The sequence below is a fragment of the Nocardia alni genome (genome assembly GCF_019038435.1).
GTDB classification, from domain to species: domain Bacteria; phylum Actinomycetota; class Actinomycetes; order Mycobacteriales; family Mycobacteriaceae; genus Nocardia; species Nocardia alni.
The window spans coordinates 1-16382 of sequence record NZ_JAGPOX010000015.1; the positions used below are offsets into that span (position 1 = coordinate 1).

10 protein-coding genes are annotated in these 16382 nt (G+C 67.4%); 7 read left to right on the plus strand and 3 right to left on the minus strand.

What is annotated here, in order from left to right; translation table 11 throughout:
• Positions 1-3146: acetyl-CoA carboxylase family protein (locus JZ791_RS44825; protein WP_438804492.1), on the plus strand; the 3146-nt coding region annotated here is incomplete at its 5' end.
• Between the two features lie 51 nt (positions 3147-3197).
• Here the strand turns inward: JZ791_RS44825 and JZ791_RS08440 are convergent.
• From JZ791_RS08440 to JZ791_RS08450, 3 genes are read right to left on the minus strand one after another with little or no spacing between them, the layout of a single operon-like run.
• Positions 3198-3941, minus strand: a complete 744-nt coding sequence (locus JZ791_RS08440; protein WP_216893641.1) for a succinate dehydrogenase/fumarate reductase iron-sulfur subunit — start codon at positions 3939-3941, stop codon at positions 3198-3200.
• A gap of 9 nt (positions 3942-3950) precedes the next feature.
• Positions 3951-5882: a fumarate reductase/succinate dehydrogenase flavoprotein subunit gene (locus JZ791_RS08445; RefSeq protein ID WP_216893642.1), complete on the minus strand. Its 1932-nt coding sequence runs from the start codon at positions 5880-5882 to the stop codon at positions 3951-3953.
• A 2-nt stretch (positions 5883-5884) separates the two neighbouring features.
• Positions 5885-6574 (minus strand): succinate dehydrogenase cytochrome b subunit, encoded by a 690-nt coding sequence (locus tag JZ791_RS08450; RefSeq protein ID WP_308162842.1) that lies wholly within the window; start codon positions 6572-6574, stop codon positions 5885-5887.
• Positions 6575-6763: 189 nt separating this feature from the next.
• Here JZ791_RS08450 and JZ791_RS08455 point away from each other — a divergent pair, with 189 nt between their 5' ends.
• The 6 genes from JZ791_RS08455 (at position 6764) to JZ791_RS08480 (ending at position 16357) form a co-directional block, all read left to right on the plus strand.
• Positions 6764-7723, plus strand: a complete 960-nt coding sequence (locus JZ791_RS08455) for a LysR family transcriptional regulator (RefSeq protein WP_216893643.1) — start codon at positions 6764-6766, stop codon at positions 7721-7723.
• A 67-nt stretch (positions 7724-7790) separates the two neighbouring features.
• A complete protein-coding gene (locus JZ791_RS08460) occupies positions 7791-9464 on the plus strand; it encodes a DUF885 domain-containing protein (protein WP_216893644.1) in 1674 nt (557 codons plus the stop codon).
• A gap of 193 nt (positions 9465-9657) precedes the next feature.
• A complete protein-coding gene (locus JZ791_RS08465; protein ID WP_216893645.1) occupies positions 9658-11907 on the plus strand; it encodes a sensor histidine kinase in 2250 nt (749 codons plus the stop codon).
• Between the two features lie 165 nt (positions 11908-12072).
• Complete coding sequence (locus JZ791_RS08470; RefSeq protein WP_216893646.1) at positions 12073-14091, plus strand: polysaccharide deacetylase family protein; 2019 nt, start codon at positions 12073-12075, stop codon at positions 14089-14091.
• Between the two features lie 229 nt (positions 14092-14320).
• Positions 14321-14635: a hypothetical protein gene (locus JZ791_RS08475; RefSeq protein WP_216893647.1), complete on the plus strand. Its 315-nt coding sequence runs from the start codon at positions 14321-14323 to the stop codon at positions 14633-14635.
• A gap of 234 nt (positions 14636-14869) precedes the next feature.
• The gene (locus JZ791_RS08480) at positions 14870-16357 is read left to right on the plus strand and encodes a class I adenylate-forming enzyme family protein (RefSeq protein WP_216893648.1); all 1488 of its coding nucleotides are present in this window, start codon (positions 14870-14872) and stop codon (positions 16355-16357) included.
• Positions 16358-16382 lie beyond the last annotated feature (25 nt).

Genomic DNA, 16382 nt, shown 5'->3' on the forward strand with positions numbered 1-16382 from the left:
CTGGTACGGAGGGGGCCGGGGCGTTGGTGCATCCGGGGTATGGATTCCTCAGTGAGAGTGCCGATTTCGCGCAGGAGTGCGCGAAGGCCGGGTTGGTTTTCGTGGGTCCGGATCCGCAGGTGTTGCGGGTCTTCGGCGATAAGGTGGCCGCGCGTGCTGCGGCCGAGCTGGCCGGGGTCGGGGTGATCGCGGCTACCTCCGCGTTGACGGTCGCCGAGGCGCTCGAGGCGATCACGGCGTTGTTGGCCGCGAATCCGGATGGGGTGATGGTCAAGGCCAGTGCGGGTGGTGGCGGGCGCGGTATGCGGGTGGTGCACGATCCCGCGGAGATCACCGAGGCGTACGAGCAGTGCCGGGCCGAGGCGCGGGTGGGTTTCGGGGACGACACGGTGTACGCCGAGGCGCTGGTGACCGGTGCGCGGCATATCGAGGTGCAGATCGTGGCCGATGGTGAGCGCGCGATCGCGTTGGGTGATCGGGATTGTAGTGTGCAGCGTCGTCGGCAGAAAATGATCGAGGTGGCGCCGGCGCCGAATCTTCCTGCGGCGGTGCGGGAACGGTTGCATCGCGATGCGGTGGCGATCGCGGAGTCGGTGGGATGTCGCGGGGTGATCACCGTCGAATTCCTCGTTCGTGATGATCGGACCTGGTTCCTCGAGGTCAATCCGCGCCTCCAGGTCGAGCACACCGTCACCGAGGAGGTGACCGGTGTCGACCTGGTGACGATCCAGTTCCGGCTGGCGCTCGGAGAGAGCCTCGCCGACCTGGACCTGCCCGTGGGATCTCGCGGGTATGCGATCCAGGCTCGTGTGAACGCCGAAATCATCAGCGCGGCAGGCGACCCTCTGCCCAGCACGGGTGTGCTCACCCAGTTCGCCTCGCCCACCGGATCCGGGGTTCGCGTGGATACCGCCGCCCATCCCGGCATGCGGCAGAGCGCTCGCTTCGATTCACTGCTTGCCAAGATCATCGCCCGGGGATCGTCGTATCCGGCCGCGCTGCAACGCTGTTCGGATGCGCTCGGGGAGACCGCGATCGTCGGCGTCGACACGAATATCGCGGTGTTGCGGGCGATTCTGGACACGCTGCCACGGACCGATCCGGTCGATACCTCCTGGTTCGAGCGCAATCTCGATGAATTGCTCACTCACGCAGCAGAATACGGGCGCTTTCTGGCTGAATCGCCCGATACCCCGCCGAATCCGTCCGGGGTTGCGGATGATCCTGAGCACGCCACGACCGAGCCTGGTGGGGGCAGCGGACTCGGCAATAGGGGAACGCGTGCTGACGAATCCACTGCCGATACGCATTCGGTGATCGGGGCTCGTGGAGCGGCGGATACTGACGTCGTGGTGACGCCTCCGAGGTCGGCGGTGCCCGACGAGGATGAGCGGGCGCTGCGGACGCCTATGGGGGCGACCGTGGTGAGTCTGACCGCGCCCGGTGTGGTGCTTGCTCCCGGGGCGGAAGTTGTTGTGCTCGAGGCGATGAAGATGCAGCATGTGCTGCGGGCCGAGGGTGCGTTGCGGGTGGTGCGGCATCTCGTCGCGCCCGGCGATGTGGTCGATCCACATGATCCGCTGTTGGTCTGGGTCGATGCTGAGCACGACGGGGAGGAGGTCGCGGCGGCGGAGGTGGATCTGGATGCCGAGCGAGATGATCTGGCCGAGGTGCGGGGACGGCATGAAACCGCCGGGGATGCGGTGCGGGTCGAGGCGGTGGCCAAGCGACATCGGTTGGGGCGGCGCACCGCTCGTGAGAACATCGGCGATCTGGTCGATGACGGCAGTTTCGTCGAGTACGGCTCGCTGATGGTCGCGGCGCAACGAGCGCGGCGCAGTGCCGAGGATCTGATCGCCAACACCCCGGCCGACGGGCTGGTCGCGGGGGTCTCGACGATCAATGCCGACCGTTTCGGGCAGGAGCGGGCGCGGGCGGTGGTGATGTCGTACGACTACACCGTGCTGGCCGGCACCCAGGGGGTGCGCAACCACGCCAAGACCGACCGGATGTTGCACTTGGCGCACGAACAGCGCCTGCCGGTGGTGTTCTTCACCGAAGGCGGCGGCGGGCGGCCTGGTGACACCGACCACGGCGGCATCTCGGGGCTGGATGTGACCACGTTCCGTGTGATGGGCGGGCTGTCGGGTCGAGTGCCGCTGATCGGCATCGTGTCCGGCCGGTGTTTCGCCGGAAACGCGGCGCTGCTGGGAATGTGCGACGTGGTGATCGCGACCCCCGACGCCAATATCGGCATGGGCGGGCCGGCAATGATCCAGGGCGGCGGCCTGGGCGTCTACGCACCGGAGGACATCGGCCCGATCGAGGTGCAGCGCCGCAATGGGGTCGTTCATCTGGTGGCCGCCGACGAGGCCGAGGCCGTCGCGCTGGCCCGCGGCTATCTGTCGTATTTCCAAGGCGTTCTGGATGATTGGAAAGACCCCGATCCTCGGCTGGCGCGGCATGTGGTGCCGCGGAATCGATTGCGAGCCTTCGATATCCGAGCGGCGATCGAGGCCGTCGCCGATATCGGTTCGGTGCTGGAGCTGCGCCGCGACTGGGGCGTCGGCGTGGTGACCGCCCTGGTTCGAGTGCAGGGCCGGCCGTTCGGATTGATCGCCAATGACTGCCATCATCTCGGCGGCGCGATCGACGCACCCGCCGCCGACAAGCTGAGCGCATTTCTGCGATTGTGTGAGGCGCACGGACTGCCGATCGTATCGCTGTGTGACACACCGGGTTTCATGGTGGGGCCGGATGCGGAGAAGGATGCGACGGTCACCCGGTTCAGTCGGTTGTTCATCGATGCGGCCGCGCTGAGCGTCCCATTCGGCACCGTGATCGTGCGCAAGGGGTATGGGCTCGGCGCACAGGCTATGGCGGCCGGATCGTTTCGTGCGCCGCGTTTCGTCGTCGCCTGGCCCACCGGCGAAGTCGGCGGTATGGGGCTGGAAGGCGCTGTGCGGCTCGGATTTTCGAAGGAGCTGGCCGCCATCGAGGATCCGCAGGCACGGCAGTCGGCCTATGAAAGCCTCGTCGAGGCGGCCTACGAGAGCGGCAAGGCGTTGACCGCGGCGACTGTCGGCGAATTGGATGACGTCATCGATCCGGCGGATACTCGCCGCTGGATTGCGACGCTGCGGTGAACCACGGCCCCGACACAGTGATCCGTTGGGTGTGGGGCCGGGCCGATCGGGTCAGCGGTGCTTCCTGGCCGCGCGTAGGAAGTCGGCGTTCAGACGGCCGATGACGTCCTGGGGGATTTCCTTCGGGCACGCGGCGGTGCATTCGCCGGTGTTGGTGCAGCCGCCGAAGCCCAGCTCGTCGTGGGCCTCGAGCATGGCGACCACGCGGGAATAGCGTTCGGGCTGGCCTTGCGGGAGAAGGCCCAGGTGGGTGACCTTGGCGGCGGTGAACAGCATGGCCGAACCGTTGGGGCAGGCGGCCACGCAGGCGCCGCAGCCGATGCATTCGGCGGCTTGGAATGCGTCGTCGGCGTCGGGTTTGGGCACGGGAATCGAATGGGCCTCGGGCGCGGTGCCGGTCGGTGCGGTGATGTAGCCGCCGGCTCGGATGATGGTGTCGAAGGCCGAGCGGTCGACCACTAGATCCTTGACGACGGGAAATGCCCTGGCACGCCAAGGTTCTACGGTGATGGTCTCGCCGTCGGAGAACTTGCGCATATGCAATTGGCAGGTGGTCGTTGCCTTTTCGGGGCCGTGCGGTGTTCCGTCGATGACCAGTGAGCACATGCCGCAGATGCCCTCGCGGCAGTCGTGGTCGAAGGCGACGGGCTCCTCGCCCTCGCGCGTGAGTCGCTCGTTGAGGACGTCGAGCATCTCCAGAAACGAAGCGTCGGGGGAGATTTCGACCGGATAGTCGACCAGCCTGCCCGGAGTCCGCGGTCCATGTTGACGCCAGATGCGCAGTGTGAGCTTCACGGCTGCTCCTTACTTGTAGGACCGGGTGGCCGGATGGACGTAGTCGAAATTCAGTGCCTCGGTGTGCAGGACCGGCAGCTCACCCGAACCGTTCCACTGCCATGCGGCGACATAGGAGAAGTTCTCGTCGTCGCGCAGGGCCTCACCGTCGTCGGTCTGGGACTCGGCCCGGAAGTGGCCGCCCGCGGATTCGGTGCGGTGCAGGGCGTCGATGACGATGAGCTCGGCCAGTTCGAGGAAGTCCGCGACCCGGCCCGCGCGTTCGAGCGACTGATTGAGGTCCGCGCCCGAACCCGGCACAGTGACGCGCTGCCAGAACTCCTCGCGCAGAGCGGGAATGAGTTCGAGCGCCTTGCGCAAACCCTCCTCGGTGCGTTCCATACCGCAGTACTCCCACATGATGTGGCCGAGCTCGCGGTGGAACGAATCGACGGTACGGTCGCCCTTGATCGACAGCAGTGTGTCGATCAGCGACGTGACGCGGTTCTGCGCCTGGGTGATCGCGCTGTCGGGGACCTCACCGACGGGCCCGCGGGCCAAATAGTCGCCGACGGTGGTGGGCAGCACGAAGTACCCGTCGGCCAAGCCCTGCATGAGGGCCGAGGCGCCGAGCCGGTTGGCGCCGTGGTCGGAGAAGTTGGCCTCGCCGATGACGAACAGCCCGGGGATGGTGGATTGCAGGTCGTAGTCGACCCACAGGCCACCCATCGTGTAGTGCACGGCGGGGTAGATGCGCATGGGCCGCCGGTACGGGTTCTCGCCGGTGATCCGCTCGTACATCGTGAACAGGTTGCCGTACTTGGCCTCTACCGTTTCCAGGCCGAGCCGGGAGATCGCCTCGGCGAAGTCGAGGTAGACGCCGAGCCCGCCGGGCCCGACGCCGCGCCCCTCGTCGCAGACGTTTTTCGCGGCGCGAGAGGCGATGTCGCGCGGGACCAGGTTGCCGAAGGCCGGATATACGCGCTCGAGGTAGTAGTCGCGCTCCTGTTCGGGGATGTCGCCCGGCTCGCGGTGGTCGGCGGCCTTCGCCGGCACCCAGACGCGACCGTCGTTGCGCAGCGATTCCGACATGAGCGTGAGCTTGGACTGATGTTCGCCCGAAACGGGGATGCACGTCGGATGGATCTGGGTGAAGCACGGATTGGCGAAATACGCGCCGTGTTTGTGGGCACGCCACGCGGCGGTGACGTTCGAGCCCATCGCGTTGGTCGACAGGAAATAGACGTTGCTGTAGCCGCCGGAGGCCAGCACTACGGCGTCGGCGGTATAGGAGGCGATCCGTCCGGTGGTCAGATCCCGCACGACCACGCCCCGCGCCACGCCGTCGGCGATGATCAGGTCGAGCATTTCGTGCCGGGCGTGCAATTCGACTGTGCCCGTGTCGACTTGACGCAGCAGCGCCTGGTACGCGCCCAGCAGCAATTGCTGCCCGGTCTGGCCGCGGGCATAGAAGGTACGCGAGACCTGGGTGCCGCCGAAGGAACGGTTGTCCAGCAGACCGCCGTACTCTCGCGCGAACGGAACACCCTGTGCCACACACTGATCGATGATCTGCGTGGAGATCTCGGCGAGGCGGTGCACATTCGATTCCCGCGACCGGTAGTCGCCGCCCTTGACCGTCTCGTAGAACAGGCGGTGCACGCTGTCGCCATCGTTGCGGTAGTTCTTGGCGGCGTTGATGCCGCCCTGCGCGGCGATCGAATGGGCCCGGCGCGGGGAGTCCTGAAAACAGAACTGGATGACCCGGTAGCCCTGTTCACCGAGTGTGGCGCCGGCGGCGGCGCCCGCCAGGCCGGTGCCGATGATGATCACCGTCTTCTTGCGCTTGTTTGTGGGGTTGACCAGCCGGGCCTCGAACTTGCGGGTGGTCCAGCGCTCGGCGATCGGTCCGGCAGGTGATGTGGTGTCGGCGATCGGCTCGCCCGTGGTGTAGAAGCTCATGACTATTTCACCCATCCGACGGTGACAGAGATCGGGACGGCCAGGAAGCCGATGACCAGCAGCGTCGAGACGACGGCCGCGAGCAGGTTGTAGCCGGTGGCGTTGCGGCCGTTGAGCAGGCCGAGAGTCTGTGCCGCACTGCGGATTCCGTGTCGCAGGTGCACGCCCACCAGGACCACGGCCACGACGTAGAACAGCGTGATGTACCACCGCGACGGCGTGAAATCGGCGACGACCTTGGCGTACGGCGTCGCCCCGCCACCGGCCGGGTTCACCGCGCCGACGGTCAGGTCCAGCAGATGCCAGACGATGAACACCGCGATGACGATTCCGCCGTATCGCATGGTGTGCACGGCATAACCGCTGGCGTGCGATTTCTTGCGGGCCGCGTATTTGACCGGCCTGGCCAGGTGCGCCGTGCGAGCCAGGGACACCGCCGACCACATGTGCCCGATCACGCTCGCGGTCAGCACGATCTCGATTCCGGTCAGCAACCATCGGTGCGGCAACGCGGGTTCGCCTATCGTGCGCAGCCAGGCGGCGTACTGGTCATAGTCGGACGCCCCCAGGAAGATCTTCAGATTCCCGGCCATGTGGGCGACCAGGTACAGCACGAGAATGCCGCCGGTCACCGCCATCACGGCCTTTTTGCCGACCGTCGAGCGATACGGCGTAGAGAGTGCGAGAGCCACCACCGGAAAATATGTCCGGGCCGCTCACCCGGTCCAAGTCCACGGCGATCTGGTGTCGATGGCTTCAGCCTATGGAGCGAGCTATGGCGGGAATTACTACAACGTGTAGAGGATTCGCCGCGTGAGGCGGTTCACAGGGGGACCACGTGGAATCGAAGTGCGTGATTCCATGGTCATACGCTATCGACTGTGCAGTTGCAGCAGTTGTCGTACTTCCTGGCCGTGGCGCGGACCAGGCACTTCACCCGGGCGGCCGAGGCGGTGGGCGTCGCGCAGCCCTCGCTGTCCAAACAGATCCAGGCGCTCGAGACCGAACTGGGCGCCGCGCTGTTCAGCCGCGCGCGGGGCAACATCACCCTCACCCCGGCCGGTGAAGCGCTGCTTCCGCTCGCCAACCGGATCCTCGCCGACGTGGACACCGCACGGCTCGAGGTGCAGGAACTCGCCGGGCTGCGGCGCGGCCGAGTCCGGCTCGGGGCAACCCCGTCGCTGTGCGCCGGACTGGTGGCCGACACCCTGCGGCGTTTCCGCGACACCTACCCCGGGATCAGGCTGGTGGTGGAGGAGGGCGGCTCCCGCGACCTGGTGCGGGATCTCACCAGGGGTGAGCTCGACCTGGCCCTGGTGATCCTGCCGCTGGCCACCGACACGCCCCTGGCCACCACCCCGATCCTGCACGAAAACCTCGCGGTCGCCGCGCGGGTGGACGACCACTCCCTGCCGGACCGGCCCCACCTGCGCATCACCGACCTGCGGGACCGCCCGCTGGTGATGTTCCGGCCCGGATACGACCTGCGCGAGGCGACGATCGCGGCCTGCCGCCATGCCGGATTCGAACCCCGCTTCGCGGTCGAGGGCGGGGAGATGGACGCGGTCCTGCGGTTCGTGGAGGTCGGGCTCGGTGTGGCGGTCGTCCCGAGCATGGTCCTGGCCGGACGTCCGGGACTGCGCGGCACGCCGTTATCGCTGGACGGGCACGATTCGGGCACTCTGCGCCGCACGGTCGCGCTCGCCCATCGCAAGGACGTCGCACCGACCCACGCCGCCACCGCTTTTCGCGCGACGCTGGAGAACTTCCTGCGCGCCGCGACCGCCGATCACAGCCTCCCGCCGGGCGTCGAAACCCTCCTCGACCCGACAGTTCGCTGATTCCCGCAGCGAGGATTACAGCGAAGCTCGCTGCGGCGCCGAGACGAACGAGGTAACAATGGCGTCCATGGTTGCCGAGACATCACCGCGCATGATCGCCGATCGATACGTCGAGTCGATCGCCCAGCTGGATCCGCTCATCGCTGTGTCGCTGGGATTGGGTGATCCCGCCGATGATCGGCTGCCGGACTACTCTCCCGCGGGTTACGACGCCACCGCCGGGCAGGCCCGTAAGACTCTGGCCGAGCTGGACGCGGCCGAGGTCGCCGACGACCCCGGCGAACAGCGATGTGCGAGTCTGCTGCGTGAACGCCTGACGGCCGAACTTGCGGTGCACGATGCCGGTGAGCACTTCCGCTCGATCCGAAACATCATGTCGCCCTTGGACGAGTTGCGGTCGATCTTCATGACGCTGCCCACCGAGACGCGAGAGGACTGGCGCAACATCAGCGCGCGGCTGGCGCGGATGCCCGAGGCCGTGCAGCGGTACAACGACACGCTGGTCGCCGGAGTCGGGCAGGGGCTGTTGTCCGCGCCCCGGCAGGTCACCACGGTGATCGAGCAGTTGGGCGCATGGCTGGAGGGCGACCGGCCCGGTGGGTGGTTCGGTGAATTCATCTCTCCCGCACCGGAATCCATGCGTTCGGAGCTGGAAGTCGGTGCGGTGGCCGCGGCCGGTGCGGTCGCCGGGATCCGTGACTGGTTGCGCACGGACTATCTGCCTGCCGCCGCCGAGGTCCCGGACGCGGCCGGCGAGGAACGCTATAGCCGCTGGGTGCGGTATTGGCTCGGCGCGGATCTGGATCTGCGGGACACCTACGAGTGGGGCTGGGAACAATTCCACGACCTGTCCGCGCAGATGCGCGGTGAGGCGCAGCGGGTTCTCCCCGGGGCGACGCCGAGCGAGGCGATGCGCTGGCTGGAGACCGACGGTCCGGCAATCGAGGGCGTCGAGCAGACGCGAATCTGGTTGCAGGCGCTCATGGATCGCGCCGTCGCCGATCTCGACGGTACTCATTTCGATCTGGCGGATCAGATCAAACGAGTGGAGTCGAGGATCGCCCCGGCCGGATCGGCAGCGGCCCCGTACTACACCGCACCCTCGCTCGACTTCTCCCGTCCGGGCCGCACCTGGTTGCCCACCCTGGGGCGCGACCGATTCCCGGTCTGGGATTTGGTGTCGACCTGGTACCACGAGGGCGTGCCCGGGCATCATCTGCAACTGGCGCAATGGAATTACCGCGCCGATTCGCTCTCGAAGTATCAGGTGAGCCTGGGTGGGGTGAGCGCGAACCTGGAGGGCTGGGCGCTGTATGCCGAGCGGCTGATGGATGAACTCGGCTATCTCACCGATCCCGGTCAGCGCCTGGGCTATTTGAACGCGCAGATGCTGCGCGCGTTGCGCGTCGTCCTCGATATCGGCATGCACCTGGAACTCGATTTTCCCGGCCACTCCCCGTATCTGCCCGGCGAACCGATGCGGCCGGGCCCCGCTCGCGAATTCTTCGGCAGGAACTGCGGTGTGCCCGCCGCGATGCTGGACAGCGAGATAATCCGCTATCTGGGCTGGCCGGGCCAGGCGATCGGGTACAAGCTCGGTGAACGAGCCTGGCTGCGTGGGCGTGCCGCCGCCGAGGCGGCCGGGGGTGCGGCGTTCGACCTGAAATCCTGGCATATGGCCGCGTTGTCCATGGGTTCCCTGGGCCTCGACGATCTGGAGCGTGAACTCGCCAAACTGTGATCATGCCATCGCGATCGCATCCGCGGCGACGCAGCGCCCGCCCCGGCTCCCCGCGGCGATGAACCGGTGAGAAGGGTTGGGGCCCTGCGACTTGCGTTCGAGTGACGCAAGTGCGGCGACCACATCGGATCCATCCTCTACCAGCGGGTATAGTACTGCGGTTAACCGTCCGATGAGCAGGTGAGGGCAAGTGATGGCGATGGTGGAAGGTCGCGTCGCCATCGCCGATCGGTTCCTTCGACTGTGCGGTCGTCTCGTCGCCGTCGGCTACCTCGCCGATCTGGTGCTGATCCTGCCCGATCTGCAAGACCAGGCCGGGGTGGTCTCGGTGTGGTGGACGCCGTTCGCCCTCGTCGTCGCCTTCGTGCCCGGGCTCGGTGTGGGCGCGTTGAGTTTTCATCGCGATCCGGTGTGGATGCGGCGGGCCGCGGTGCTCGCGGCGGTGGGCTACCCGGTGACCATCGTGGCGTGGTTGGTCGCGTGGCATGGGGTCGCGCTGCATGCGGATGAGTGGCTGGCCGATATGCCCGCACTGGCAGGTCTGGCCGCGGCGGTCGTCTGGAGTGCCAGGACGACCCTGCTGATGCTCGCCGTCGACGCGGTGACGGCGACGATAATCAACTACAGCGGCCGGGCGCCCGAGGTCAACGTGCCCTTCGTGCCCGATCTGCTCTATGCCTACGGCTACAGTGCCCTGTTCGTCGCGGGCGTGCTGATGTTCATCCGAACCGGGCGGATACTCGACACGATCCAGACCGATGCCTTCGAGGGCGCGGCCGCGGCGGCGGCCCTTCGCGGTCGCGCGGCCGAACGCGAGCGATTCGCCGCGCTGACCCACGACTGGGTGATGTCCACGCTGCTCACCGCGGCGCGTGGCGGCGCCCGGGATACGGTGCGGCGGCAGGCACTGCGCGCGCTGAACTACCTCGACGATCTCGAGCATCCGTTCGGCAGAACGCTGGACGCACAGGACACCGCCGCTCGATTGAGTGCCGCGGTATCGCATATCGACTCGAACCTGCCGGTCACCGTCGGCGTCCAGGCCGGCGCCGACCGATGGGGATTCCCCGCCGCGGCGGTGAGCGTCACCGCCGCGGCGACCGGCGAGGCGGTCCGGAACAGCTTGCGGCACGCGGGATCCGCCGCCCACCGGCACATCGATATTCACATCGACGGCGACGGCTTCCAGGTCGTCGTCGCCGACGATGGCGTCGGCTTCGACACCACCGTGGCCCGTCCGGACCGGCTCGGCATCGCGGTGAGCATCGAGGCCAGGATGCGACAGCTGGACGGCGGCGCCTCCTCGGTAATCTCCCGGCCCGGCGCGGGGGCCACGGTCCGGCTGAGCTGGTCGGGCCCGATGATCGATCGCCGCACGGTGCTGGAGGAACACGGCGGGCCGGACGCGAAACCCCCTGCCCCGCTGGGCATGCGAACCCTGCTCGGGCTGCGCACACCCGCGGCGTGGGTGATGGTCGGGTGCTTCCTGGTCGCCTACGCCGTCTCTTTCGCCGCAACCCCGGCGCTGTTCTCCGATCCGTGGCAGACCGTGGCCTGCCTCGTCCTCACCGCGTGTGCGGCGGGAGCGGTGCTGGCCGTGCCGGGCGACCCGCCGCCGCTCGGGGTGTCACTCGCCATCCTCGTGGCGGGCGGTCCGGCGCCGTACGCGATCGTCTCCACCGTGGTATCGATGTCGGACAATACGACCGTGCAGGAGTGGGCGCTCGGCTCGGCCTCGGCCGTGTGCACCTTCATGTGCCTGCGCGGCCGTGTCGGTCTCGCCTGGCTCGCCATCCTGGTCGTCTTCGCCGAATTCACGATGGCCAACGGCTTGCTGGCGCACGGCGCACGAGGGTTCGATATCCCTTTTCTCTATCTCGCGCCGCTGCTCGCCGCGACGTTCTTCGCTCGTATCATCCGCCCGGTCGCCAGCACGATCCTGGACCTGCGCGAGGAAACCCTGCACCGGATCGCCGCCGAAGCGGCCGACGCGGCGGTCGTCGCCGAGCGAGACCGGCAACTGCATCGGCTCGGCGCGCTCACCCGGCCCCTGCTGGAACTGCTGGCCGGTCCCGAACCCATCGACGCCATGCGCGACGAGTGCGCACTCCAGGAAGCCGAGTTGCGCGACGCGCTGCGAGCTCCCCAGCTCGCCCTGCCGCCCGTCGTCGCCGCCGCACGCGCCGCCCGTCGCCGCGGCGTCCAGGTCCTGCTCTACGACGAACACGGACTCGACGACGTCACCCCGATCATCCGGCGCCGCGTCCACACGCAGGCCGTCACCGAACTGGACCGCGCCCGAGACGGATCGGTGATCGTCAGGATTCAACGCCCCGGCCGTCAGCCGCTGGTGACGATCGTCGCCAACGGATCGGACGGCACCCGCCGCGCCGAACTCGACCAGCAGGCCCGGCCGGTGGGCCAGTCCTGGGAATCCGACTAGTATTCGTTTCGGCTCCAGCGATGTAACGGTTCGTACGTTTATCCCACTCAATGGAAACTCTCTCGCGTTCGCGGTACCGCAGTCACACACTCTGACCGGTTTTGTGCTCCATAGGCCGACGTGTCGCCCACGCGCCGATTCGGCGAATCGACAGGAGAAAGCGCAATGGCCAGAATCGCACTGAGTATCGTGCATCACGCGAATCAGCTCATGATCACCGACGGCTACAGTCACCGGGACGGAATCTCCGAGGTCTGTGCGGGCTATCTGGATGTTCTGGAATTGCATCGCGCATACGAGGTCCCGATGTCATTGCATCTGTCGGGGACGTTGCTCGAGACGATGCTGTGGCACCGGCCCGATCAGTTCGCCAGAATCCGGAATTTCGTCGGCGGCAAGGGAATGGAGTTGGTGGGCGGGACCTACTCGGAACCGATCATGCCGACGCTCTCACCTGCGATGAATCGGCTGCAACTGACCACGGCGGCGGATCTCATGATCGAGCACTTCGGGATGGAGGCGGCGGCGATACGGACCGCGTGGCTGCCCGAGCGGGTATGGTCGCCGGAGCTGTTCGACATATTCACCGATCCCGCAATGCGGTGCGGTCCCTATCGCCGTGTACTGGTGGACGATCGCATACTCACGACGCCGGATGCCGGCCCGGTCGGTCCTTTCCGCTGGAAAGACCGGAACCGCCCGCCGGTGTATCGCTCGGGCATGGTCGATCCGGAATCGCTGCGACCACGCACGGTGGTAGCCGGTGAGCGGAGATTGACGATGGTGCCGATCTGCTCGTATCTGCGATACCTGTTTCCACCTCGCTCGGACCGGCAATGGAATTTTCTGTTGAAAATGCTTGCCGACCTTGCCGCCCGCGCCGCTGAAGGAGAAAATATCCTACTGGTCTACGCCGACGACATGGAACGTTCGGCAGGGGTCGGTGGCTGGGAATCGGCGATTGCCGACTACGAGCGATTATTGGCGTGGCTGGCAACCAGTGAGCTCATCGAACTCGTCGAGCTGGACTCCTGGCTGGACCGGCATCACTTCACCGAGCGCGGTCCGATTCCCGCGGGCTCGTATCACGAACTCGAGATCGACTGGGCCGCGGGCTCGGACTTCACCGGCTGGTCCCGCGACCCGAAGTGGGTTCCGTATGCCGAGCTGCTGGAGTCGGTGGAATCCACGATCCGCGAGGCACGGCGAGAGCTGGCCTGGCATCGCGGCGCGTGCGAGCTGCTCGTCCTGGCCTATCGCCTGCTGATGATCGGACAGCACGAAACCGCTTGGCGCGATCCGGTATTCGGCTGTCTGGACGGATCGCGGCGGCATCTGGCGCCGTGGGTGCGGGCCACCGCGGCACACGCCGCCCTGGCCCGGCCCCTGGTCGCCGCGGCGCACTGGGCGGCCGGCGGCGGCTGCGCTCCGCGTGCCGAGCAGGTGGACATCGACGGCGACGGTGAGAGCGAACTGGTGCTCGCCGGCGATCGGTTCTGGTGTGTGGTCTCTCCCCGATGGGGAGCTCGGCTCACCCTCATGTGTCACCGCGACAGCTCCGGCTGCTCGCTGGTGGTGGGGAATCCCGCCGATGATTGGAACTACCAGGAGGAATTGCACCGGTTCATGGACCTGCCCGCCGCACACCCCGGCGCCCTGACCGATCGCGACAACCCTCATGACGAATGGTTCCCCCGGCAAACGCACTGTTCGGAAGGCGCCGTCGTCGACCTGTACCGGCCGGGTGATACCGCGTGGGGCCGCCGCTACGCGCTGCTGGACGGGATACCGGGCCTGGTGGTCTGCCTGCGAGGGATGGAACCCGGCCGCACCCTCGACAACTTCCTGACCCCGGATTATCTGAATGCCCTGTCCAGTGGAGATCGTGGAATTGCGGTCGGGGGCAGTTGCTTTGCCGGTCGCCGGTACGGAAACCGGTCCAGTTGGGTCGGTTTCGACCCCGACCAGGTCACCGTCGCGGTGGATGGCGAAACTGCCGCAGGGCATGGACATCTCATCGGACTGTCACTGACCGGCACGCATGCCGAGATGATCATCGGGGCCGGGCCTGTCACCGATGAACAGGTCGCGACCTGGCTGCGGGAAGCACGGAGGCTCGTGGATATCGAGTTCGGGCGCGAATCCGCCGGGGAACCGGATGCCTTGGCGGGCGAGACCCGATGAGTGGCCGAGACCACGCTATCGAAGCTCCTTGCCGGGTACGCCCGACCGTGGTGAGCGCCGACGGGCGTGAGTGCCGAGTCGCCGAACACCACTGTGGCTGCTGACCTGGTATTTCCTACTCAGCGGGACGGGGGCTCAGGTCCTGTGCGCGACCCCATAGTATGAATCGGGGTGCGTCACGGGTCGCGTATCGCCACGACCCATCTGTCGATGACGACAGGAGGAGAACATGGCGCTGTCCCTCATGCCGGGGGTCCGAATCTTCAGTGCCGTCGATACGACGGAGTTCGTCGTGGTGCGAGCGCCGGCCGAGCCGATCGAGCTGATCATCGGCGGGGCCCCGGCGGCGCTCTCTCCGGCGGCAAGGCCCTGGACCGCGAAGGTTTCCGCGCCCGCCAACAGCGGCACGGCGCTCGGCAGGCGGTACGTCAACCTCACGGAAACCATCGAATTACTCTGTGCCAAGTCCGGTTTCGGTATGCCCGTTATCGCGGGAGAGGTGCTGAGGATCAAACAGGCCGCGCCACTTTTCGCTTCGGACTGATCTGCGGTGCCGTCGGGTACCGCGTCGGCGGCACGGTACCGCTCGCCGAGCGGCGATCCAGTGTGCGCTGGTGTCTCGGTTGCCGAGTTGCCGCGCTTCCGGTGAGCGGAAGAACGGCACGGGGATGCGCAGCGGGAGTTTTGATATCGAATTATGAATCGTCCGGTGGAAGTCTCGGAGTTGGCGTCGTTTCGGTTGCGTGACAGCCGATCACACGTGTGGGGGGTGTGATCCGTGCATCTGTCCGCATTGATCGAGATGATCGAGTCGGGATTCGCCGATCGCGAGCTGCTGGGCGATTCCGGGCGCCGCGTGACGGGCGCCGGGCTCGGGGCGCTTGTCGGTCGCGCGGCGGTGACATTGCATGGACACCGGGCGCTGGTGTACGCGGGAGAGAACCATCCGCTGCTGCCGGTGGCCCTGCTGGCCGCGGCACGCGCCGGGGTGCCGTTCGTGCCGGTGAACTACCGGCTGGACGACGCCGCGCTCAACGCGCTCGTGGCCCGGCAGCCCGAGGCTCTGGTGCTGGCCGACGCCGCGACTGCACCGCGCATCGCCGCGGGTGCGAACGTGCTGGTCTTCGACCGGTGGCTGGAGCGACTTCCCGCCGCTGAGCCGCCGGTCGAGGCCCTGTTCGACGAGGACGACGTGGCGGTCGTGCTGTACACGAGCGGGACGACCTCGACCCCGAAGGCGGCCCTGCTGCGGCATCGCCACCTGATGGCCTACCTGTTGAACACGGTCGAATTCGGCAGCGCCACAACCGAAGAGGCGGTACTGGTGTCCGTTCCGCCGTACCACATAGCGGGTGTGGCGAATATGCTGTCGAATCTGTTCGCGGGGCGGCGGCTGGTCTACCTGCGCGCCTTCGACCCGCAGACGTGGCTCGCCGCGGTCGGGGAGCAGGCGGTGACCTCCGCGATGGTGGTGCCGACGATGCTCGCGCGGATCGTGGACGCGGTCGTCGCCCGCGGGCCCGGCGCCGCGGCGGTTCCCACGCTGCGATCACTGTCGTACGGCGGCGCGAAGATCTCCGAAAGGGTGTTGCGCGAAGCGCTTACACGCTTCCCGGAGGTCGGGTTCGTCAACGCCTACGGCCTGACCGAGACAGCGTCCACGATCGCCGTGCTCGGCCCCGAGGACCACCGTGCCGCCCTCGACTCGCCCGACCCGCTGGTTCGCGCACGACTGTTCTCGGCCGGACAGGTGCTGCCCACGGTCGAGATCGAGGTGCGTGACGAACACGGTCGCGTGCTGGCGCCGGGCGAGTCGGGCATCGTCTTCCTGCGCGGCGAGCAGATCTCCGGCGAATACGCCACCGGCAGCCTGCTCGACGCGCGCGGCTGGTTCTGCACCCGCGATCTGGGCCGCGTGGACGCCGAGGGCTATCTGTACATCGAGGGCCGCGCCGACGACACGATCATCCGGGGCGGGGAGAACATCGCCCCGGCGGAGATCGAGGAGGTGCTGCTGTCCCATCCGGCCGTCGCCGAGGTCTGTGTGGTCGGCCCGCCCAGCCAGGAGTGGGGGCAGACGCTGGCCGCGGCGGTCGTGCTGCGGCCGGGCGCAGCCGTCACCGGCGACGAACTACGCGAACTCGTGCGCACTCGTTTACGCGGCGCGAAGACGCCCGAGACGGTCGTGTTCCGGGAGTCGTTGCCGCACACCGACACCGGCAAACTGCTGCGCCGCGCCGTACTCGCGGACCTCACTGCGGGCTGAACCAACCGTTCAAGGTCGATCATGA